General features: G+C 49.1%; 19 protein-coding genes and 1 riboswitch. All 19 genes read right to left on the reverse strand.

What is annotated here, in order from left to right:
• Window positions 1-133: 133 nt before the first annotated feature.
• A complete protein-coding gene (locus tag DHL47_RS08090; protein ID WP_128836367.1) occupies window positions 134-415 on the reverse strand; it encodes a BMC domain-containing protein in 282 nt (93 codons plus the stop codon).
• Window positions 416-447: 32 nt separating this feature from the next.
• Window positions 448-1,932 (reverse strand): acetaldehyde dehydrogenase (acetylating), encoded by a 1,485-nt coding sequence (locus tag DHL47_RS08095; RefSeq protein ID WP_209551518.1) that lies wholly within the window; start codon window positions 1,930-1,932, stop codon window positions 448-450.
• 6 nt (window positions 1,933-1,938) lie between these two features.
• Window positions 1,939-2,502 carry a BMC domain-containing protein gene (locus tag DHL47_RS08100; RefSeq protein ID WP_209551519.1) on the reverse strand — a complete coding sequence of 188 codons (564 nt, stop codon included), beginning with the start codon at window positions 2,500-2,502 and terminating at the stop codon, window positions 1,939-1,941.
• A gap of 15 nt (window positions 2,503-2,517) precedes the next feature.
• Window positions 2,518-3,171 (reverse strand): ethanolamine utilization microcompartment protein EutL, encoded by a 654-nt coding sequence (gene eutL / locus DHL47_RS08105; RefSeq protein WP_209551520.1) that lies wholly within the window; start codon window positions 3,169-3,171, stop codon window positions 2,518-2,520.
• A 15-nt stretch (window positions 3,172-3,186) separates the two neighbouring features.
• On the reverse strand, window positions 3,187-4,101 hold the full coding sequence (gene eutC, locus DHL47_RS08110; RefSeq protein WP_128836375.1) for an ethanolamine ammonia-lyase subunit EutC: 915 nt from the start codon (window positions 4,099-4,101) through the stop codon (window positions 3,187-3,189).
• A 16-nt stretch (window positions 4,102-4,117) separates the two neighbouring features.
• Window positions 4,118-5,488, reverse strand: a complete 1,371-nt coding sequence (locus DHL47_RS08115; RefSeq protein WP_128836377.1) for an ethanolamine ammonia-lyase subunit EutB — start codon at window positions 5,486-5,488, stop codon at window positions 4,118-4,120.
• Window positions 5,489-5,508: 20 nt separating this feature from the next.
• Window positions 5,509-6,942 (reverse strand): ethanolamine ammonia-lyase reactivating factor EutA, encoded by a 1,434-nt coding sequence (eutA, locus tag DHL47_RS08120; RefSeq protein WP_209551521.1) that lies wholly within the window; start codon window positions 6,940-6,942, stop codon window positions 5,509-5,511.
• A gap of 119 nt (window positions 6,943-7,061) precedes the next feature.
• Window positions 7,062-8,501, reverse strand: a complete 1,440-nt coding sequence (locus tag DHL47_RS08125; protein ID WP_209551522.1) for a sensor histidine kinase — start codon at window positions 8,499-8,501, stop codon at window positions 7,062-7,064.
• On the reverse strand, window positions 8,498-9,076 hold the full coding sequence (locus tag DHL47_RS08130) for an ANTAR domain-containing response regulator (RefSeq protein WP_128836382.1): 579 nt from the start codon (window positions 9,074-9,076) through the stop codon (window positions 8,498-8,500). Before DHL47_RS08130 ends, DHL47_RS08125 begins: the two co-directional genes overlap by 4 nt.
• Window positions 9,077-9,796: 720 nt before the next feature.
• Complete coding sequence (locus DHL47_RS08135; RefSeq protein WP_164828405.1) at window positions 9,797-10,141, reverse strand: BMC domain-containing protein; 345 nt, start codon at window positions 10,139-10,141, stop codon at window positions 9,797-9,799.
• Window positions 10,142-10,237: 96 nt separating this feature from the next.
• On the reverse strand, window positions 10,238-11,380 hold the full coding sequence (locus tag DHL47_RS08140) for a 1-propanol dehydrogenase PduQ (protein WP_209551523.1): 1,143 nt from the start codon (window positions 11,378-11,380) through the stop codon (window positions 10,238-10,240).
• 384 nt (window positions 11,381-11,764) lie between these two features.
• Window positions 11,765-11,917, forward strand: a riboswitch (adenosylcobalamin (AdoCbl) riboswitch).
• 668 nt (window positions 11,918-12,585) lie between these two features.
• On the reverse strand, window positions 12,586-13,185 hold the full coding sequence (locus DHL47_RS08145; RefSeq protein WP_209551524.1) for a cob(I)yrinic acid a,c-diamide adenosyltransferase: 600 nt from the start codon (window positions 13,183-13,185) through the stop codon (window positions 12,586-12,588).
• Between the two features lie 17 nt (window positions 13,186-13,202).
• On the reverse strand, window positions 13,203-14,264 hold the full coding sequence (cobT, locus tag DHL47_RS08150) for a nicotinate-nucleotide--dimethylbenzimidazole phosphoribosyltransferase (protein ID WP_209551525.1): 1,062 nt from the start codon (window positions 14,262-14,264) through the stop codon (window positions 13,203-13,205).
• Window positions 14,257-15,135 (reverse strand): GHMP family kinase ATP-binding protein, encoded by an 879-nt coding sequence (locus DHL47_RS08155; RefSeq protein WP_209551526.1) that lies wholly within the window; start codon window positions 15,133-15,135, stop codon window positions 14,257-14,259. The genes cobT and DHL47_RS08155 overlap by 8 nt, the downstream gene beginning before the upstream one ends.
• Complete coding sequence (cobD, locus tag DHL47_RS08160) at window positions 15,122-16,225, reverse strand: threonine-phosphate decarboxylase CobD (protein WP_209551527.1); 1,104 nt, start codon at window positions 16,223-16,225, stop codon at window positions 15,122-15,124. Before cobD ends, DHL47_RS08155 begins: the two co-directional genes overlap by 14 nt.
• 276 nt (window positions 16,226-16,501) lie before the next feature.
• Window positions 16,502-16,939 carry a EutP/PduV family microcompartment system protein gene (locus DHL47_RS08165; protein WP_209551528.1) on the reverse strand — a complete coding sequence of 146 codons (438 nt, stop codon included), beginning with the start codon at window positions 16,937-16,939 and terminating at the stop codon, window positions 16,502-16,504.
• A gap of 70 nt (window positions 16,940-17,009) precedes the next feature.
• On the reverse strand, window positions 17,010-18,326 hold the full coding sequence (locus DHL47_RS08170) for an HAD family hydrolase (protein ID WP_209551529.1): 1,317 nt from the start codon (window positions 18,324-18,326) through the stop codon (window positions 17,010-17,012).
• A 1,008-nt stretch (window positions 18,327-19,334) separates the two neighbouring features.
• Window positions 19,335-20,261 carry an ATP-binding cassette domain-containing protein gene (locus DHL47_RS08175; RefSeq protein ID WP_128836401.1) on the reverse strand — a complete coding sequence of 309 codons (927 nt, stop codon included), beginning with the start codon at window positions 20,259-20,261 and terminating at the stop codon, window positions 19,335-19,337.
• A 10-nt stretch (window positions 20,262-20,271) separates the two neighbouring features.
• A complete protein-coding gene (locus tag DHL47_RS08180) occupies window positions 20,272-21,339 on the reverse strand; it encodes an ABC transporter ATP-binding protein (protein ID WP_128836403.1) in 1,068 nt (355 codons plus the stop codon).
• Between the last annotated feature and the right edge of the window lie 4 nt (window positions 21,340-21,343).

Here is a 21,343-nt window from a genome sequence, read left to right on the forward strand (position 1 = left end):
GACCATTGCATCGGCTGCTTCAATCGCGCCGACCAGTCCTTTTGTTTCTACCATTCCTAATGCATTTGCGTTTGCCATAATTCTTTCCTCCAAAATGAATCGTTTATTCTTTAAATAACTTGCTTAAAATTTCCTAGTCCTGCTGCGGCAGAATCACTTCAACTTCTGCGTGCGGACGCGGAATGACATGAACAGAAATCAGCTCGCCGACATTTTCAGCAGCGGCTGCTCCGGCATCGGTCGCTGCCTTCACAGCGCCCACATCTCCGCGGACCATAACGGTTACCAAGCCGGCTCCGACTTGTTCCTTGCCGATTAATGTGACATTGGCCGCCTTGACCATTGCATCGGCTGCTTCAATCGCGCCGACCAGTCCTTTTGTTTCTACCATTCCTAATGCATTTGCGTTTGCCATGATTGTATCCTCCAATTATAAGTTTTTAATTTTTACGCTTTTATTTTTTCCAGTACCCGTTGGACCAGAAGATTGACCAGCTGATCTTCATCAGCCCTGTCTGCTGCCTGCTGCAGCTTAGGTTCTTCTTCCGCCATGTTTTCTGCCTTGCGCAGATCAGCCAGCTCGACTGTTCCATAGGCCACGCGGCGGATATTGAAGAGATTGAGCGGACTGACATTGTCAGAAGTCGCACTGCCGCCGACTGCACCGCACCCCAGAGTAAAGGCTGGGAAAAGACCCGTAGTGGCTCCTACACCGCCCAGAGCTGCCGGCGTATTGATCAGCAGCCGGGAAACCGGTTTTTTCAGAGCAAATTCACGAATGATATTTTCATTCTGACTGTGAATTGCCAGAGTGTGGCCAGCTCCTTCATGGTGCAGAATTTTGATGCTGAGCTCGCAGGCTTCCAGCCAGTCCTTGACAGTATAGAAGCCCAGAACCGGCGCCAGTTTTTCCATGGAGTAAGGATATTGCTTGCCGACACCGCTTTCTTCGGCAATCAGCACTCTGGCATCCTCCGGTACATAGATACCGGCCAGCTGACCGATGACCTGCGGTGTTTTTCCGACCATTTTCGGATTCATGGCCCCGCTCGGAAGGATGATGAAAGCGCCCAGTTTTTTAGCATCTTCTTCCGGAACAAAGTAAGCACCCTGTTTCTTAAATTCTGCTACGACGGTTTCTTTCATCTCTTCTTCAACGATAATGGACTGCTCAGAAGCACAAATCACACCGTTGTCAAAGGTCTTTGAATCAAGGATCTGCCGGACAGCCTTTGGAATATCGGCTGTTCTCTCGATGAAAGCCGGACCGTTTCCGGGACCGACACCGATAGCCGGCGTACCGGATGAATAGGCTGCCTTAACCATGGCATTGCCGCCGGTGGCTAGGATCAGGTTGGTATCCTTATGCCGCATCAGTTCGTTAGTGGCCTGGATTGATACCCGGTGAATCACTCCGACAGCCCCTTCCGGACAGCCGGCTGACTTGGCAGCCCGATTGATAACATCCACCGTTTCCTCAATGCTCTTAAGAGCATTTGGGTGAGGGGAGAAGACGATACTGTTTCCGGCCTTGAGAGCAATCAGGGCCTTATACATAACCGTTGAGGTTGGATTGGTAGAAGGAATGAGGCCAGCGATAACGCCGACAGGCACACCGACTTCCATGACCTTCTTTTCCTTGTCTTCCCGCAGGATACCCACGGTCCGCATATCCTTGATTTCTTCCAGAATCCCCTTGGAAGCCAGAGCATTTTTCAGTACCTTGTCTTCCCAGCGGCCGAAGCCCGTTTCCTTGGCGGCCATCTTCGCCAGCCGCTCGCGTTCGTCATAACAGGCCTTGGCCACCACTTTTACAATCGTATCAATCTGTTCCTGACTCATCTGCGCCAATTCCTGCTGCGCTTTCTTAGCAGCGCGGATCAAATGGCGCACTTCCTGAATCGATACCAAATCTTTATCTTCTAAATACATCCGCAATTACTCCTTTCCTAACACTTCCATCAAGGCCTGAATCAAGACTTTCTTGTTGGCAAACTTAATCTCTTTCTTGCTGAGACCAATCTCTTTCTGACGGTAGGCAAGGCTGCGTAATTCGACAACTTTTAAGGTTTCAAGTTCTTCTCTGGCGTATTTCCTTGTCTCTCCTTCAAATTCTTCTGCTGATTCAGCCGGACCTTCCTCTGGAAATTTGGGCTGATTTTCATTTTGTTCTGACGGGGCCGTATCGGCTGCGGCTTTTACAGCTGCAGCTGCTGCCTTGCTGTTTCTCTTTGGCACAAAGAGAAGATCGGTCTGCTGATCCAGCCGGGAAATGACATGGCTGGCCAGATAATAAGGCTCATCCTGTACTAAGTCGACCGCTGCATCCACAGCCGAACGGACAGCACTGACATCGCCAATCAACTGTACGGTATTCAAACCGGATTTGACAGTTTCAATATTCAGCAATGACACATTGGCTGCCTTTAAAGCTGCATCCGCCGCAACCACAGCACCGAGATAACCTTTTACTTCAATTAAACCTAGTGCTCTATTTGTCATTTAATCAACCCCTACTCAATAATTTTTGGGATCATTCGCTACGGCAATGACCGCATTCGCAAAGGCATCACAGGCAGCACGGCAGGCTGACTGAGAGCCGACCAAGAGACCGCCGGCAAAGTTGGTTTCACTAGGCGGTCCGTAAAAGGCTCCCACCGCCACATCAGCTGCTTTCAGCGCCGCATCAAGCGCCACCATAGCTTCTGCCGGAGGGGCAATCAAGTAAGCGATCGCCGTTCCCTCTTCAGCATTGGCTCCCTCAGACAGGTAGGAGCCCGCCCGGGAAATGCAGTGGGCAAAGTAAGGAATGCTGTCATCATCATTGGCACTGTAGAAGCTGGCTCCATTTTCGATTTCATAAACAGCCACATCCAGCCCGCTGCGGACTTCTTCCGGATTGGGGCCGGCTAAAATACCGATGACCTCTCCCGCTAGTTTTGTTGAGGCATTGCCGGCACCGGCATACATACTGCGGGCGTAGACCACTTCCACATCAGCCGCCTTGGTCGCCTCATCCAGAGCCACATAGGTCACATCATCGCAGTCAGATGTGACGATGCCCAGGCTCCTGTGATAAGGCTTGAGTTCCAAAGAAGCTGCCAAACCGGCATCTACATTGGGAATCAGCAGGGCACTGAGTACATTTGCGCCTAATCGTTCATTTTTCAAAGCCACTACCTCCTATTATTTCAAATCAATTCCTGACTTCTTATTATCAAGAATCTTCTTAATGATTTCTGCTACATAGGCTCCTGCCTCAACGGCCGGTGTACCGCCCTTGTGAATATTGGAAACGACCGTCCGCTTGGCTTCCGGCATGCCGACTGTCGGCTTATAGGCCAGATAGGCACTCATGGACTCAGCCGTCACCAGACCGGGACGTTCGCCGACCAGCATACAGATGACTTCCGCTCCGGTCAGCTCAGCGATTTGGTCCATAGCAGCCACCCGGGCATGCTTGATAAAGAGCACTTCATCAAAGTCCAGACCAAACATCTTGAGACCCTGTTTCAGAGCCGGCAGAAAATCCTTGACATTGGCCTCGATTGCTGAAGAACTGAGACCGTCTCCGACCACAATCTGCACTTTAGGATTGTGCTTGCAGTTTTCCTTGATAAAGGCCTGCTGCTCTGGGGAGAAGATTCGGCCCAAATCCGGCCGGGTCAGGTATTCATCCTTGCTTTCAGCCATGGTCTGAACCGGAATGAAGCCCATTTCCTTGACAAAATCATCAGAAACATAGGAGAAAACCGCATCCTGAGCAGCCGCATGGTCCGCTCGGAAACGCAGGACAGACTGAGTTTTATAGCGATTGCCTGCCCGCCACAGGCCCAGCCGGGCCGGAGTGAATTTCTTAATCTTCCGATAAGCTTCCTCGTTGATAGCATGGGGAAGCAGGAACTGCTCCTGAATGTCTACTTCGGTAATATCCGGAATAACCCCATCCTCAATGACTGAGGAGTCCTGTTTGACCTCTGCCTGCAGAGAACCTGCCGGTTCTGTCCCCTGCGCTGGGGCCGCTGCCGGCTCAGCAGCCTGGTCGCCGCTCATTTCATTGAGCAATGAGCGAATCATTTCTTTTAATTGCAATTCATCCACAATGACATCCTCCTTACTAATTTGATTTCATAAATACAGAACCGTCGCCGCCGATTTCTGTCAAATGGCCGTCTTTCATCAGGCCCATCTTTTCCATCCACTCTTCAAATTCCTTAATCGGACGTTTATTGAGCAAATCACGCATGGTAGCCGTTTCGTGATAACCGGTCGTCTGATAGTTGAGCATGATGTCATCGCCGTGAGGAATAGCCATGATGTAGTTGACATTGGCAGCTCCAAGGAGAACCAAGAGATTTTCTGCATCATTTTGATCAGCCTTCATGTGGTTGGTGTAGCAGATATCACAGCCCATGGAAATACCGGTCAGTTTGCCCATGAAGTGGTCCTCCAGACCAGCCCGGATGACCTGCTTGGAGTCATAGAGATATTCCGGTCCGATAAAGCCGACGACCGTATTGACCAAGAATGGGTCAAAGCGTTTGGCAAAACCATAGCAGCGGGCTTCCATCGTCACTTGGTCTGCTCCATGGTGAGCATCAGATGAAAGTTCAGAACCTTGACCGGTTTCAAAGTACATGACATTCGGTCCGGCCGCTGTACCGACCTTGAGGGCTGTGTCCCACGCTTCCTGAATTGTTGCCGCATTAAAGCCAAAAGCTTCATTCCCTTTTTCCGATCCGGCGATAGACTGGAAGACCAAGCCGGTCGGCGCTCCCTGATTCATGGCTTCAATCTGAGTGGTAACATGGGCCAGTACACAGTGCTGGGTCGGAATCTTATATTCTTCAATAAAGTCATTGAATTTATGGAGAATCCGCTTGACACTTTCTACCGAATCATCTACCGGATTGAGCCCCAGAAGAGCGTCCCCGCAGCCATAGGCGAAGCCTTCCATGGTCGAAGCCATGATACCGTCAGGATCGTCTGTGGTATGGTTGGGCTGGAGACGGGATGAGAAGGTTCCGGGCATACCGATGGTGGTATTGGCATGTTTGGTAATGACAATCTTATTGGCCGCCACAATCAAGTCCAGATTGGTCATGAGCTTGGCTACAGCAGCGACCATTTCAGAAGTCAGTCCGCGGGAAATCCACTGAATATCCACATTTTGGGTCTTATTGTCCAAAATCCATTCCCGCAGTTCTTCTACGGTCCAGTTTTTAATCTTTTCATAGGTCCGCAGATTGACATCGTCAATGATAATCCGGGTCACCTCATCTTTTTCATAGGGGACCACCGGATTATTGAACAAATCGGACAGCTTGAGCTGGGCCAGCACGACCTTGGCTGCCACCCGCTCTTCTGCGGATTCAGCAGCAACGCCGGCCAGCTGGTCACCGGATTTGTATTCATTGGCCTTGGCCAGAACTTCTTTTACGGATTTAAATTCATAAAGCCGGCCAAATAATTTTGTTTTCAAAATCATTGATTCCTTCCTCCTTTGTATCAATTAAACACCAATGTTTTGACGACAATCGGCAGGACAGAGCCCTCAATCACCGGATTGCCGATGTCAATATAGTCTCCATTTTGAACATCCACCGAGTCAATGCAGACGAAAGGATAGCCCTCTGGCAGCTGGGAGAACAGACACTGGCCCAAAACCTTGGCCATATCTTCTCTGACGACAACCAGAAGCGGGATTTTCTTGTCGATGCTTTCCTTCATGCCGCCGACAATGGCTTCAGCATATTCCAGAACACGGGCGAAGCTAGGGCTCTTTTCTCCATTGATAGCCAAAGCCACCTGCTGGACTTCATTTTCCAAAGTAAACCAGCCCACCTTATCCCTGATGATCTGCTGCAGCCCTTCCCTGCCTTCCAGCTCATCCGAAGCAGCCAGCTTGAGCACCGGGATGTTCTTGATTGGCAGAATGTCTGAAATGTAGGTAATGGTGCTGCCGCTGACATCGGTCGTGTGACTGCCGGCACCGACAACGGTGGCCCGAATGGTCTCGGCCGGCTGAATAACCTTCTTTTGCTGGAAAATCTTTGACTGCCTAATCGCCCGGCCCAGCAGGATACCGATGTCGCCGTAGCGAAAATCATCATCCGCAGCAGTGTCAGCATAGATCCCATCAGCCACTCCGCCTGAGAAAGAGACGCAGCGCAGCTCATAGCCGAGCTTGAGACCGTGATTGGTCTGCAGCAGTTCGTAGTAGGGATTGGGATGGTCAATGCCTAGAGACTGCTCTAATACGGAGACCATTTCCTGAATCAGCCTGTCCAGATCAGCCCGATTGACTGTCTGGCCGACCGCCAGCTGCAGGTTCTTGTCTGCAATAATGGTCTGGAGTTTGGGGGCAATATAGCTAATCCGCTGGCTTTGCGGATCCAGCCTAATCAGCCGGCCTCCGATATCAAAGCAGCCCGTATCCACCACATCTCCCTCCCGGAAGACTGCCAAGTTGGAAGTCCCGCCGCCAATATCAATATTGACCACCGAAGTATGGTGTTCCTGAGAATACTGATGGCTGCAGGCCCCCTTGCCGGCAATGATGCTCTCAAGATCCGGACCGGCCGTCGCAACGACGAAGTCCCCGGCATAGCCGCTCAGAGCCTCAATCACCTGGCTGGCATTCTCCTTTCGAGCTGTTTCACCAGTAATGATGACCGCTCCCATTTGAATATCTTTCTTCTGGATGCCAGCCTTGGCGTATTCATTCAGCACGAACTGTTTGATCTTCTCCACTTCAATCAAAAGCTGATCTGAAATTGGTGTAAAAATAATATCGCTTTTATACAGAACTTTCTTGTCTGTAATATAGACACGAGGAATAGTAAACACAGATGCGATATTCTCAATGGTCAGCTCGGACAGGATCAGCTGTGTAGTCGCTGTCCCGATATCCAGCCCCACACTCAAAATTCTATCTGACATACTAAATACCTCCAAAAAAAAGACGCTCAAAGCCATGCAAACAAAAGTGAATTCATTTGCATTCTTCAAGCGTCATTGCTTTTTCGACTGACATCATTGTTAGTCTGTAACTATCTTATTTATTGTTTAAATCGAATGGTTGTTACCGTCCCAGTATCATCCGACTGGATGGATAACCTGCCTAATAGCTTGCTCTGAACAAAGCGATCAACCAAGAGCAGGCCCAAATGGTCGTCAAAGGATTGATCTGCCTTGTAACCGCTGCCATTATCACTTACTTTTAAATTGATTATATCATTTTTAAGTCCGACCTGCAAATGAATCTGCGGTTTTTTAACAGCCATCTTGTCCTTAAAGGCATGTTCATAGCTATTCTGCAGCAGTTCATTGACAATCAGGGCCAGTGATGTGGCCCGGCTGCTGTCTAAGCAGATGTCAGGCTCCAAACTATAGGTCAGTGCACTGTCCAAATGGCCGGAAAAACAGCGCTGAACATTTTCAATAACCTTTTCCAGCAGCTGCTCTATCTGGATGCTGTCGTCCTGCTGAGAGGACAGCAGCTCGTGTGTCGCTGCGATGGAGAGCACACGGTTCATACTATCGCTTAAGGCTTTTTTGGTCGCAGCTCCCGGGCTCTGCTGAGCCTGCAGCCGCAGCAAGGACACAACAGTCTGTAAGTTGTTTTTAACCCGATGGTTCATTTCACGAATGGTCGCCGTATGGCTGAGAAGCTGCACTTCCTTTTCCTTGACATCCGTTATATCCTTGCAGATCATGACCAGATTGCCGTTCTCAGGCAGCAGATAGCGCTTAACTGAAAAACAGTAGGCACCGTAATGAACCTCGACTTGATGAGGGTTTTCTTTGGGCGCTTCCCCGCCCTTTTGCCAAATCTCCTCAAAAGGCAGGCTGTCTAAAACCAGATTGCTGTAGTGCATACCCTCGATGGAGTCCATATAGCCCAGCTTATTGCGGTAGGCTTCAGCTGCCGCCTGATTGAAATACATCAGATAGCCGGCCCGGTCAAAGATCAGAAAAACTTCATCAATATAATCAAAAAGGGCCAGTTCTTTCTGTTCAACGCTTGCAGCAGCGTTCCTTCGCTCAGAGACTGCTGCACGCTCCTGCTCCAAAGAAAAGTGAGCAGGCAGGCTCTGCGGAGCATTCCTTTCGATAATCAGAGTTCCGATGACCCGGTCTTGCCTTAAAATAGGAAAAACCGTTTGGTGGATGGCCAATCCCTCCTGTGACAAGGCGGTTAAGCCGATTGAAGGTGCACCCGTTTCCAGAGTGCGAATCACGCCCGGCTCATTTTCCAGATAGGCCATGGCACCCACTACCGAATTTTCATAGAGGCTTTGATTGCTCTCAGGCTTCTTATGAAAAATGACAATTGCGTGCTCTGAATAGATGTTCTTTACGTCAATAAAGACATCTTCATTGGCATAAGAAGAACTCTTCAGCAGCTCATCAGCCTGCCGCACAAGATACTCAATATCAGCTTCATCTAAATTGGTCTGTTCCTGACAAAGCTGCTTTATCTTATCTTTATACTTCATGTCACATCATCTTGGAGCACCAATAATTTTGCAATTTCAATCATGGGCACCCTTTTCTGCATACTAATTGTCCGAATCCGCTTAAAAGCTTCCGGCTCAGATAAATGATCCCGGGCCATGAGCAGCCCCTTAGCCTTTTCAATGACAATGCGGTCGTCAATTTTTTTGGACAGCTTGACCATTTCATTGGACATCTGCTGCAGCTGACGGCCTTTTTCGATGCAGACTTCCACCATCGGAATCAATGATTTGGAGTCCAGCGGCTTGACCAGATAAGCACTGATGCCGTTTGCCTTAGCCTTTTGAACATAGTGCTCATCGCTGTAGGCTGACAGCAGAATGACACTGTAAGCCAAAGCGTCTTCCAGAATCTTTTTCCCAGCCGTCAGACCATCCAGCAGCGGCAGCTTAATATCCATCATGACCAAATCACAGCGATATTTCTGGCACAGATCAATGGCCTCAAAACCATCGGAAGCCTCGGCTACCACTTCATAGTCTGCTGCTTCTAAAATTCGTCGAATATCCAATCTCACAATCGGATCATCATCAACAATGAGTATTCTGCCCTTCATACTTCCCCTCAACAGTCTGATTGATTTTTTATACTCTTTGAAAATCTCTTCAAACCACATCCGCTCCAACAGTTCATGTATGGAAAGGAGAGAGCGAGGCAGAGAGTGCAGACAGAGAGCAGTCTGCGTCAAACTGGTCCTGCTCTTTGATTTAGTCAGTTCCTTTTACTTTTATCGTCTTTCAGTTTGCTTTTAGTCGCCAAATGGTCTGGGGGAGTAAAAAGGTTCGGGGAACCTTTTTAGCCCCTGCCCAAAAATTCAAAAGCAGGGAAGGTTCGGGGAACCTTTTTAGCCCCTGCCCAAAAATTCAAAAGCAGGGAAGGTTGAGACAAAAGTCCTTCAGTTTCGCTTTGTTTTGGTAAAAAACTCTTGACGCGGTAGCTGATTGGACTTTTTGTTCGTCTTTTAGACTCCAAAAAGCTCCTAATCATCCTCGCGGGGCTGGGACAACGAACTAAATTTTTAAAAATTTAGTTCTGTCCCACCGCCTTTTAGCCCCTGCCCAAAAATTCAAAAGCAGGGAAACTTTCAGCCTATCATCTTGAAATAAGAAAATGACGGGCAAACGAATGGACTATACTGACTTGGTCATCCTTATGACAGCCTCGAAGCAGTGCCCGCCGCTTTCTCTCGAAAGCTCCGTCTGCCGCCTCAAAAACCTCTGCGGGGCTTTTTTGAGCGACTGGCTCCTGCCTGATTGCTGATGATTTTCGCTGAGCATTAGGTCCGTGTTACAACGGTGCTGGAAAAGCCAAGAATCTCCTCCAGACCCTGCAAAACGGCAAGGAGAGCTGCTTCAACAGAAGAAACATCGCCGGTCATAACAACCGACCCGCTGAAACGATCCACAAAACCAACTTGAACATCCGCAGCCTTGGTTGCAATATCCACTGCAATAATGGCTGCCTCACTCGGAGTGATCGTCAAGATTCCAATCGCATCCTTTACTTCAGCCTGCAAGCCCAATTTCTCGAAAATAACTTCTTCAGGGTTGGCGATAAGATGCGCTAAGGTCACTTGTTTCCCAGGAACGTATTCCTGTATCATTCTTTGTTTTTCTTCCAATTTAGTAAACCTTCTTCATTTTATTTAAAGTTTAGAAGTGTACCGCATGCTCTTAATTATTATACTATAAAATTGCCAATCCAGCAATTTGGAAGATTAAAAGGCATTCTCCAAAACACCGAGAAGTTCTTCTGCAGTAGGGACTCTTGGATTGGTCACGGTACAGCCGTCGCGCAGAGCAGCTTGGGAAATTTCTGTCTTATGCTGAGCAAAAGCATCCGGTGCTACACCATAGTCTCTCAGAGAAAGCGGCATGTCCAGCTTGCGCTGCAGCTTCCGGATCGCATCTGTCAGCTGCCTTACTCCCAAAATCGGACTGGAAGCACTGCATCCCAAGAGCTTGGCAATGGCCTGATAGCGTCCGGCCACAGCCTTATCAGGAGCCTGTCTGCCCCGGTTTGAAAGACTGACATTCGCATTATACTGAATGACATGGGTCATCAGAATGCTGTTGAGACGGCCATGAGGGACATGGAATTTTGCTCCTGCAGCATGGGCAAGACTGTGATTGACCCCCAGCGAAGCCGTATTGAAAGCCATGCCGGCTAAGGTGGATGCTGCGTGCATTTTCTCACGCGCTTCCACATCCTGACCATCCTTGTAGGCCCGCGGCAGGTATTCAAAGACCAGCTTAATCGCCTTTTCTGCCAATGCATCCGAAAAATCAGTAGCCTTGGTAGAAACATAGGCTTCAATAGCATGAGTCAGAACATCCATACCCGTATCAGCCGTGATATTGCTCGGCAGAGACAGGACTAAGTCAGCATCCAGAATGGCCACATCCGGCAGAATTTCACTGGTCACCAGCGGGTACTTGGTCCCCTTTTCTGCATCGGTAATAACTGAAAAATCCGTCACTTCCGAGCCGGTGCCGCTGGTCGTCGGGATAGCAACGAGGAGAGCATCCTGAAAGGCTCCCTGCTTCTTGGCAAAATAATACATAGCCTTGGAAGCATCAATGGCTGATCCTCCCCCGACCGACAGAACCATGCTGATGGGACTGTCGCCGGCACTCTGGATACCGGCCACAACGGTTTCAATCGGCGGATCCGGCACAATATCGGTAAAGACCACAATCTCATTGCTGGCATCCAAATTGGCCAGAATAGCATCCAGCTGACCCGATTTCTTCAAAAAGGGATCCGCCACCACTAGGATGTGCTCATTTTTATAATGGCTTAATTGCTGCAAAGCGCCTTTGCCTACACACAATTCAGTCTTATAGCAAATTTTATACATGTTTTCTCCTTTCTATCACATCATTTGTAAACAAAATAAGCCATATGAAACAACACTACTCCCCTACACAAGGCCTAGTATTTTCATATAGCTGCATTGCTTATATGCACTCTTGGAAAGTCAAAACATCCTCCGCCGGCTGCTCCTTAGCTCACTGGCACAGTTTTTCCTGACTTTCGCTGAGTATCTTCAGTACCCCTTTGTACTATATAGGAATTATAACACAAAAGCGCTTTCAAGGCAATAAAAAACTCATTAATATAAGAAGTTTTTCAGTCTGCCCTGAAAATCCTCCGAAAGGAGAATTCTTGCTGCATTCTCATCAAAATTGATTCAAATCTCTTGTAATTCCCTGACAAAGGTGTTACAATTTAGATACTAGGAAATTGATTTTAGTACTTTTAAGGATATGGAAGTTTGGTGCAAATCCAACGCGGTCCCGCCACTGTGATAAGCTTGCTTACAGGCTTTAAGTCAGGTCTTTATTCTTAAATTTTAGTAGATTTCATGCCTCGATGTAAGGTAGTGATGTCAGTTTGGAACATTCATTTTAGCATAGTTTCCATTATTGACTCTACGTTTAAGTACGTTAATTTTCTAAAGATGAGGCTTGTCCTGATCTTTCTGCAAAGGAGCAGAGTCAATAATCGGAAAGCTACTGCTAATCAAAGGCGCTTAGCAAGAAGTTACAAAGAAGTACAAGCAGCTTTCTCTTTTATTAAAATCAAAACAGGTTCTGTCTTTCCAGCCGCCGGCAGGGGAGGGACAGGACCTTTTGTCTGCATCCCGTCAGCTTCGTATCTTTCTATCGCTTGATTGCAAGATGCAGTGGTTGAGTGGCTTCTAATTCGTTGATAAATCAACTCTTACAAGTCTGCTCAACTGTGCGGAGGCGGGACGACAAAATCGAAGACTCCGCCTTACCGATTTTTTATACGGTATCTTCCAAAAGATAGCTCCCTCTGTTCTGTGGGTGAGGGCGCAGCCATCATGAGAGTCTTATACGGTATCTTCCAAAAGATAGCTCCCTCTGTGGGTGAGGATACAGACATCATGGGAGTCTGTCCCACCGCCACTACTAAAAGCAAAGGAAAAGACTGTAAAACAAGCAAAAAACGAATCAAGGGCGGTGCGCAATTTCCAACTGCCCTTGATTCGTTTTTTCAGTACTAGCTGCAACATACCGCTTCTTACATCCGCCTGCATTAGCTGCGCTTGCTGGCCCATCTTTCTACATCTGCCTTGTTAATATTGTGAAAGACCTTGGCTCCGCGTTCGTAGGCAATGTCTTCCTGGTGTTTGCTGAAATTGACTACCCGCGCCAAAGCAAAGAAATAATCAGACAGGCGGTTGACAAAAATCAAAACATGGTTATTGATTTCGGCTGTCCACATCGTTGCGACAATATGGCGCTCGGCCCGTCTGGCAATGGTGCGGGCCACATGAATCATCGATGCAATTTCATCTCCGCCCGGCAGGATGAATTTTTCCAAAGCAGGAGGAATATCCGCATAGGTGTCAATCCTTTCCTCAATCCAGTCAATCAGCTTCTGGTCTACCTTATAAGGATAGACGCCCTGAGGGGTTGACAGGTCCGAGCCGCAGTCAAAGAGATAATGCTGCAGCTGAAGCAGCTCATCTCTCAGCTTGTCTTCTTCCTTCATTTTACTGATGGTGTAGCCAATCCAGGAGTTCAGCTCATCGATGGTGCCGTAAGCATTGACCCTTTCTGCATCCTTGGCCACACTTTGGCCGCCGACCAGCTTGGTCAGGCCTTTGTCTCCTGTTTTTGTATAAAGTTGCATATCCTACCTCCTCTAGCTTATTGGTCGCGAATATCAATATAATCTTCTTTTTTCAGTCTGCCTTCCTCAAAGGTCGGCATGTGTTCCATGGTATAGACGGCATTTTCCAGCAAAAAGAATGCCAAAGGACAGCCAGAGCCTTCGCCCAGCCGCATCTCCAGCAGCAGCATGGGCTCTAAGCCCAAATGGCGGCTGACAATCTGATAGCCGGGCTCAGTCGAAGCGTGTGAGGCAAAGACATAGTCCACTACAGAGGGACTCAGCCGGCTGGCTATCAAAAGGCCGGTCAGGGAAATCAGGCCGTCAACAACGCAGGGCAGCCGATAGCGGGCGCAGGCCAGATGAGTCCCGGCCATGCCCAGCATGTCCAGCCCGCCCAGCTTAGCAGCTATATCCAGAATGTCCCCATAAGGAGCATGCTGCTTGAGACACTGTTCGATGACAGCCGTCTTGTGAGCCTTCATGGCCTGAGTCAGCCCAGCTCCGTAGCCAGTCACTTCTGCTGCAGGCAGGCCCAGAGCCGCTGCAATCACAGCCGCTGATGTAGTGGTATTGCCAATCCCCATTTCTCCGGTTCCAAAGAGCCGATAGCCCTGACCGATGAGGCTTTTGGTCTTCTCATAGCCGACTAAAACAGCCTCCAAAGCCTGAGTGCGGGTCAAAGCCGGCTCCAGCAGCATATTTCTGCTTCCGGCGCAGACCTTATCTCTGCTTTCTTTAAAAATATCTTTTTTGCAGCCGATGTCCACCAGGCAGATATCCGAGCCCACATGGTCTGAGATAGCACAGAGACCCGTTTTGCCGGCCAGAATATTGCTGGCCACAGTATAGGTGGTCTCCTGAGGATTGGCAGATACACCTGCTTCTGCAATACCATTGTCTGCCACATAGACCAGAACGATTTTTTTCGCCAGGTCAATCCGGCCGTCAAAGATGGCAAAAAGCCGCGCATAGGCACTTTCTAACTTGCCCAAAGCACCGAGAGGCTTGGCCAAGCTGTCGCAGTAGGCATGGCCCGCCTGCAGCTTGGCTCTGTCCAGCGGGACAATCTGTTCGATAATGTGTTCCAATTCATTCAAATGATTCTGTCACCTCCCTGACTGGCTGAACCCCCTCATACATCAGCTGAGAAAGGCTGCGTTTCTGATAATAGTCCGAAACAGCCGAACGGGCCAGTCTTGCTTCCAGCTGAGGCAAAAGCTCCAGCTCTTCTGGCCGCAGCAGGAGACCGACAAGAGTTCCGCTGTGAGCAATATTCAGACCCGGAAAGCTAAATTCCTCCGTCAGCCTCATCAGCTCTTTTAGATAAGGCTTGGGCAGACGCTGATCGTTGAGCAGGGCACTGTAAGTTGCCAGCTGTCCGACCTGCTCCACATCTCGCTGCCGGCAAGCCTTCTGAAAGAGGGGCAGAAGCTGCTGGGACTCTGCGGCTGGATAGCTGCAGCAGTCCTTCATCCGGACCAGATCAAGCGTAGCCTGCTCTTGGGCCGGCTCAAGGATATACACGTAGAGGTCCGGCCGCCAGTCTGTCTGCCAGATAATCTGCCCGGACAGGGGATTGATAGCTGTCCAGTCCGCAAAAGCTACCGAATCTGTCGGTTCAATACAGGCACAGAGCCGGGTCAGCTCCGCAGCTGTCAGGAGCTGACCCCTTTGGACAGCCGCCGCCTGCAGGCAGCTGATCATATCAGCCGTACTGCTGGAATAACCCTTGCCGACCGGCAGATTCGACTCCCGGCAAAGAGCCAGGCTGTCACCTTCTGCCAAAAGAGCCACTGCCTGCCGGACTTTCTCCCCCGGCAGCTGAACCGACTCCGGAGCGTCTGCTGCCTGCAGAGCAGCGCAGCTTCTTCTGTCAATGCCGTAAGAGAGCAGCACTTCCTGCTCCCCGAACAGTCCCTGAAACAATTCGCCGCAGGAGCCCGGACAGGAAATCTTAATCTCTCGCATCGTCAGCCTCTTTCATCAAGACCGCTGTCAGGGCAGCCAGCAGCTGTTCATTCTCTTGACGGCTGCGAATGGCTACCCGGTAATGACGGTCAGTCAGATTAGGATAGTTTTGACAGGAGCGGATAAAAATTTTTCTTTTCCGCAGTTCCTGACGCAGGTCCAGCGGCCCCAGATACTCAAAAAAGATATAATTCACACTGGGCCGGACCGGCCGCAGCTGTGCCACAGCACTCAAACCCTGATACAGAAAGGCCTGCTCCGCTCTCAGCCACTGTCTGGTCGCCTCCTGATAGTCTCGGTCCCCCAAAAGGGCCGGCACCGCCTTGTCCGCCAAAGCATTGACTGACCAGGGTGCCCGGCTGCCTTCAACAGCCTCAAAGCAGGCCGGATGGCAGCTGAGGGCATAGCCCAGACGCAGGCCGGGAATCGCATAAAATTTCGTCAGCGAGCGCACGACTACCGCATTGGGAAAATCCTTGAGAGAGTAAGTAAAACTAAAATCCCGCTCGTCCTCCAGAAAGTCCATGAAGGCTTCATCCACAATCAGCACCATCTCGCGCTCCTGCAGAAAGGACGCCAGCTTTTCCAGCTCCGACCGCCGGCTTAAAGAGCCCGTCGGATTATTGGGATTGCAAATCAGAACGGCATCGCCCGCTGCCAGTGTCTCCAAAGCCGGGAGCAGCTGCTCAAAGCTCCAGCTGTAATCCGGAGCTTCTAAAACAATCCGCTTTGTCTCAGTCTGGACCTGTGCAAAGGCTTTTTCATACTCCATAAAGGTCGGACTGAGCGTCAGCAGGGTCTGCGGATGAAAGAAGCGGGCCAGATCATAAAAGAGCTCCACCGCACCATTGCCCAAGAGAACCTGAGAACTGTCCAGCCCATGGTGGTCCCCCAAAGCCTCTCTGGAATGCCGGTAGACACTATCAGGATAGTGCACCAGCGCATCATCCAGAGCATCCAGCAGGCAGTCTCTGAGCCGAGGGGACAGGCCCAGCGGATTGATATTGGCACTGAAGTCCAGGCAGTCATCCAGAGAATAGCCAAAGGCCTCTGCCAAAGCTGCTGCATTTCCTCCATGCTCTACAATCATAAAGTCTCACTCTCTTTCTCTGCTGATTTTATCGTCCTTTAGTTTATCTTTTATTCCTTTGTTAGCTCAAGCCGGGACAACAGTCCTCAACTTTGTATCTTTCTATCGTTTGACTGCAGGACACAGCGGTAGGGAGAGCTTCTGTGCTGACTTTGGTCAGCCGGCATCTCCCCTGCCCAGTTCATTAGGCGTTTTATACTTAAAGAAAATCAAAAAGCAAACTAACAGACTCTACTCTAAGTATAACACAAAAGCCCCTGCCCCTGATACAAAAGATCAGTCATCAGCCGTCAGGTATTTTTTCAGCTGCTCCACTCCCTGATTCTGGGTCGAAGAAATCTCAAATATCTGACTTGCTCCGGCCGCTCTGAGCTGCTGCCGGGCTTTTTCAAGCGCTGCTTCACTCTCTGCCAGATCAATCTTAGTCACAATGCCGATTACTTCCTGATTGAAGAGAGAGGAAAACCCCTGCGGAAAAGTGTGCATCTGATTTGACGCTTCCACCAAGAGTCCAATCACATCTGCCTCTGTCGCAGTCACGCTGAGAGCGTTGTAGTATTTCCTATGCTGCAGAAATTCCCCCGGCGTGTCAATAATGGCATCGTAAAACTGAATGGCCTGCGTTTTATAATAGTTCAGCTCCAGTCCTTTGAGCCGCTGGGTCAGGGTCGTTTTTCCAACCCCGACTGGACCGACAAACATGATTTTTTTCATCTTCTATTCTCTTTCTCTTTTTTACAGCCGTTATTGCTGCTGAGGACCTGCAGCCAGCAGGAACGTCTGCCTATCTGGTCAGCTGGGCTTCCGTGCCGTCCAGCTTTATGGTTTCTCTGCCCTTGAGCAGGACTCCCTTGTTTTCGTCCCGGCCCTGCAGATAGTAGAGTTCATCTTCCCGACCATAGGTTTCAATGGCCTGGGTAGCTAAAAGACCGATTCCCTTGCTTGGGTCTCTCAGAAGATTGAAGATAATGCCCATCTGCAGCTGAGGAAAATCTTTCAGCATAGCGTAGTCGCCATTGCTGTCACCGGCAATTAAAATCGGATCCTGATTGCCGTGATTCACTGCAATCAGCTTCTTAATCGTTTCTGTCTTGCCTTCTCCCTGAGTCTGAGCATAGCGGCTGTCATACTCTGGCTGGATGATTCCATCGCTATCCTTTTCCAGCCGCATAGCTGTGATATGATCTTTGGGAATATTGTAACCGTATTTAGAATTGCTGGCATAAGGGATGATCACATCGATATAAGAGGCGGAACAGATATAGACATCTATCCCCTGAGACATCAGCGTCTGATAGAGATTCTGCATTTCTTTGACAGAACGCACTCCCCTCTTGAAGGTTACGCTGACCTGGCCTGCCTGCCCTTTCAAATCTGCCGGGCTTTCCCAAGTTTCAGAAGTCAGCTCATCTGTCAGTGCCTGATCAATGGACTTTTCAGCCAAAGCCTGCACCTCTTCAGAGGTCATCCCGGCATAAAGATAGGTCACCCAAGGATAGCTGATATCAGAGCTGAAGGTATCCCCGATAGCTTCATAAAGATAGCGCAGTTTAGCGGCAAAATCCTGATATTCATTGGTCTTGCGGACAGCTTCCAGCGGCTGATTCCCATTCATACCGGAATAGCTGTCGTAAAGAACGGCGTAATCGTTCAGCAGATCCTGGGCAATCCGGTCAATATTAACAGGCTGGCCATCCTTATTATTGTATTCTCCGGCAAAATCATCCGCCGGCAGATTGGTCCGAACAGCCTGATTAAATTCTTCCGGCGTCATTTTAAAAGCCAGATTCTCAATCTGATAGGTAAAGGTCGCTTCTCCGATGTCATTGATGACCGAAGTATTATCCCAGTCAAACACAGCATAGGGCTTCTTATCAGCCTGATAAGCTGCACTGCCCTTGCCATTATCCTCAATCAGCTTAGACAGACGGCTGTATAATTTATCTTCCCAAGCCCCCTGCTCCAGAGTTTTAGCTTTTTCTGATGACTGACTGCTGCTGGCAGCCGAACTCTGCTCCGTCTTATTGTTACCGGCCTGACAGCCTCCCATCCCCAAGAGCAAGACCAAACCGCAAAGCAACACAATTCCTTTTTTTCCCATAGCTGAAACCTCCTTTTAAATCTGATGCCTTCCTTCCTTTCAGCAGCAAAAACCAGCAAGACTCCAAAAGAGTCCTCTTACAATCCTCTCGTTCGCCTTGAACATCAGCCTACCATCTTGATAAAAAACGATAGACAGCGAGGTGCTCAAAAGAGCCACTGAGGCTGTTGAGGTGGCAGATGAAAGAGTTTGCTCTGATGATTTTATGGCTGATGCAGGCTGCAGCAGCCTCACAGACTTGATGAAAGTTGAGAGTGGGACAAAAATCGGTCAGACGGAGTCTTCGATTTTGCCGCCCCAGTCTCTTGCTACTCTCTGAAAATCATCAGCAAAGAAGAAAGCTGACCGCAGGCAGCACTGACGTAGTTTGAAGAGATTTTCGAAGAGTATGATCTGCCACCTCTAACAGTCCGGGGACAGTTAGAGCAAACCAAGCTAACGGCGGAATATCGTCATTTAGTTTATCTTTTATTACTTTGTTAGCTCGCCTTGCCGTACGCCAGTACTGTCTGCGGCTCGCTGCCTCGTACTAAAAGCAAACTAAAAGACTATAAAAGAAAAAGGAAATGATCAACAAGCTGGCTGACAGTGAAAAAAGAGAAAGCACCGAAAAATGGGACAAAAAAATGACATAGTCGTCCTGCTGATACTGAAACGTCCGCTTCATTGCGATTCTGCAGGCTCCTTTGCCATAACTATATTATGATGATTTAATAAAATTATACCTTTTCTTTCCCTTCCAGTCAACTATAAACCGCTTTCATTTTTGATATAGTCTTCCGTTTGCTTTTAGCAGGGAACTGGTCTGAGGGACTGTTTTGACACAAACTGCGTTTGTGCTATCCCCAGCCTCCAACAGTCCGGAAGGACTGTTGGAGCAAGGCGGCGCTGATCTCGCTTGAAGAGATTTTCGAAGAGCACAAATGACGCTGCTCAATGAAAATCATCAGCAAACCAGGCAGGAACAGACTGGCCTGTCAAACCGCAAAAAAAGCTCTGGCGAGCTTTTTATGGATGTTCTTTTTTATACTTTTCTGCTTCAGCTTTATTAGCCCAAACATAGTGTCCCGGACGGATTTCCACCATCTCCGGCTCATCCGTTGAATAGTCATGCTGGTTAGGGTCATAGACTTTCAAGATCTTCTTGCGCTCCAAAATCGGATCCGGAATCGGCACAGCCGACAGGAGAGACTGGGTGTAAGGATGGACAGGATTGTTAAAGAGTTCTTCTGTTTCGGCCACTTCCACAATCACCCCTTTATAAATAACGGCAATCCGGTCCGAAATAAAACGGACAACAGACAGGTCATGGGCGATAAAGAGATAGGTCAGCCCCAGCTCTTTTTGGAATTTCTTCAGCAGATTGAGAACCTGCGCACGCACGGACACATCCAGAGCCGAGATGGGTTCATCGGCGATGACAAAATCCGGCTGCATGACTAGGGCCCGGGCAATCCCTATCCGCTGCCGCTGGCCGCCGGAAAATTCATGGGGATAGCGGGTCAGATGCTCGGCCAGCAGACCGACCTCATTGATAATATCCTTGACTTTCTTCTGACGTTCTGCTTCATCTTTAAACAAATGATAATTATAAAGACCTTCAGAAATAATATAGTCCACCGTTGCACGCTCATTGAGGCTGGCAGCCGGGTCTTGGAAAATCATCTGAATCTTGCGAATCAGCTCTGCTTCCTCTGCCTTGGACTTGCGGCCATTGATCTTTTTGCCTTCATAAAGAATATCCCCTGCGCTGGTATCATTGAGACCGATAATGGCCCGGCCGATAGTCGTCTTGCCGGAGCCGGACTCTCCTACCAGAGAGAAGGTTTCTCCTTTATTAATGAAGAAATTTGCATTTTTGACAGCGACAAACTTCTTGCTTCCTTCACCGAAGGAAATTTCTAAATCTTTAATTTCAACTAATTTTTCAGTCATTTCCTTCCTCCTAAGCTTCTAATTGATTGAAGCCCATTTTTGAACGAATCTTCTCGTGCAGATTCTCAATAATCTCGGGTTTGGCCACCTCAGGTGCATCTTCATGCAGCAGCCAGGTCTTGGCCCAATGAGTGTCCGAAACCTTGAAAGCCGGTGCCTGTTCTTCAAAGTCAATTTCCATGGCATAGTTCGAACGCAGGGCAAAAGCGTCACCCTTGATGCTGGAATACAGAGAAGGCGGCGTCCCCGGAATAGAATAGAGTTCGCCGTTTGCAGCTGCCAGCTGAGGCAGACTGGACAGCAGGCTCCAGGTATAGGGATGTTTAGGATCATAGAAAACTTCTTCAACCGTTCCGTATTCTACGATTTCACCAGCATACATCACCGCCACCTTATCCGCGATACTGGCCACAACACCCAAATCGTGGGTGATGAAGATAGTCGTGAAATGGTATTCCTGCTGCAGGGACTTGAGCAAATCAATAATCTGAGCCTGAATGGTCACATCAAGAGCTGTTGTCGGCTCGTCACAGATGAGAATATCCGGACGGCAGGCCAGCGCAATAGCAATCACAATCCGCTGCCGCATCCCGCCGGAATATTGGAAAGGATACTCCTCAAAGCGTTTCTCCGCATCAGGAATCCCCACCTTGGTCATGTAGTCAATCGCCAGTTCCTTGGCTTCTTTGCCTGTCTTTCCCTGGTGTTTTACAATCACTTCGGTAATCTGGCTGCCAATAGTATTGATGGGGTCCAAGCTGGTCATCGGATCCTGGAAAATAGTAGCAATTTTAGCACCGCGAATCGGTTCCCAGTCCTTATGGCTTTTCAGAGCTGTCAGGTCTTGGCCCCGATAGTCAATCTGACCTTGGGCAACTCGGCCGTTTTCTTCCAGCATACCGGTAAAAGTCTTGGTTAAAACGGACTTGCCAGAGCCGGACTCACCCACCAGAGCCAGCACTTCCCCCTCTATCAGCTCAAGAGAGACGCCGCGAATGGCTGTCAGGACTCGGTCGCGGACATCAAATTCCACGACAATATCGCGAGCAGTCAATATTACATTTTCATTTTTTGTCATATTT

This window comes from Streptococcus panodentis (assembly GCF_017884005.1).
In the GTDB taxonomy this organism is placed as follows: Bacteria; Bacillota; Bacilli; order Lactobacillales; family Streptococcaceae; genus Streptococcus; species Streptococcus panodentis.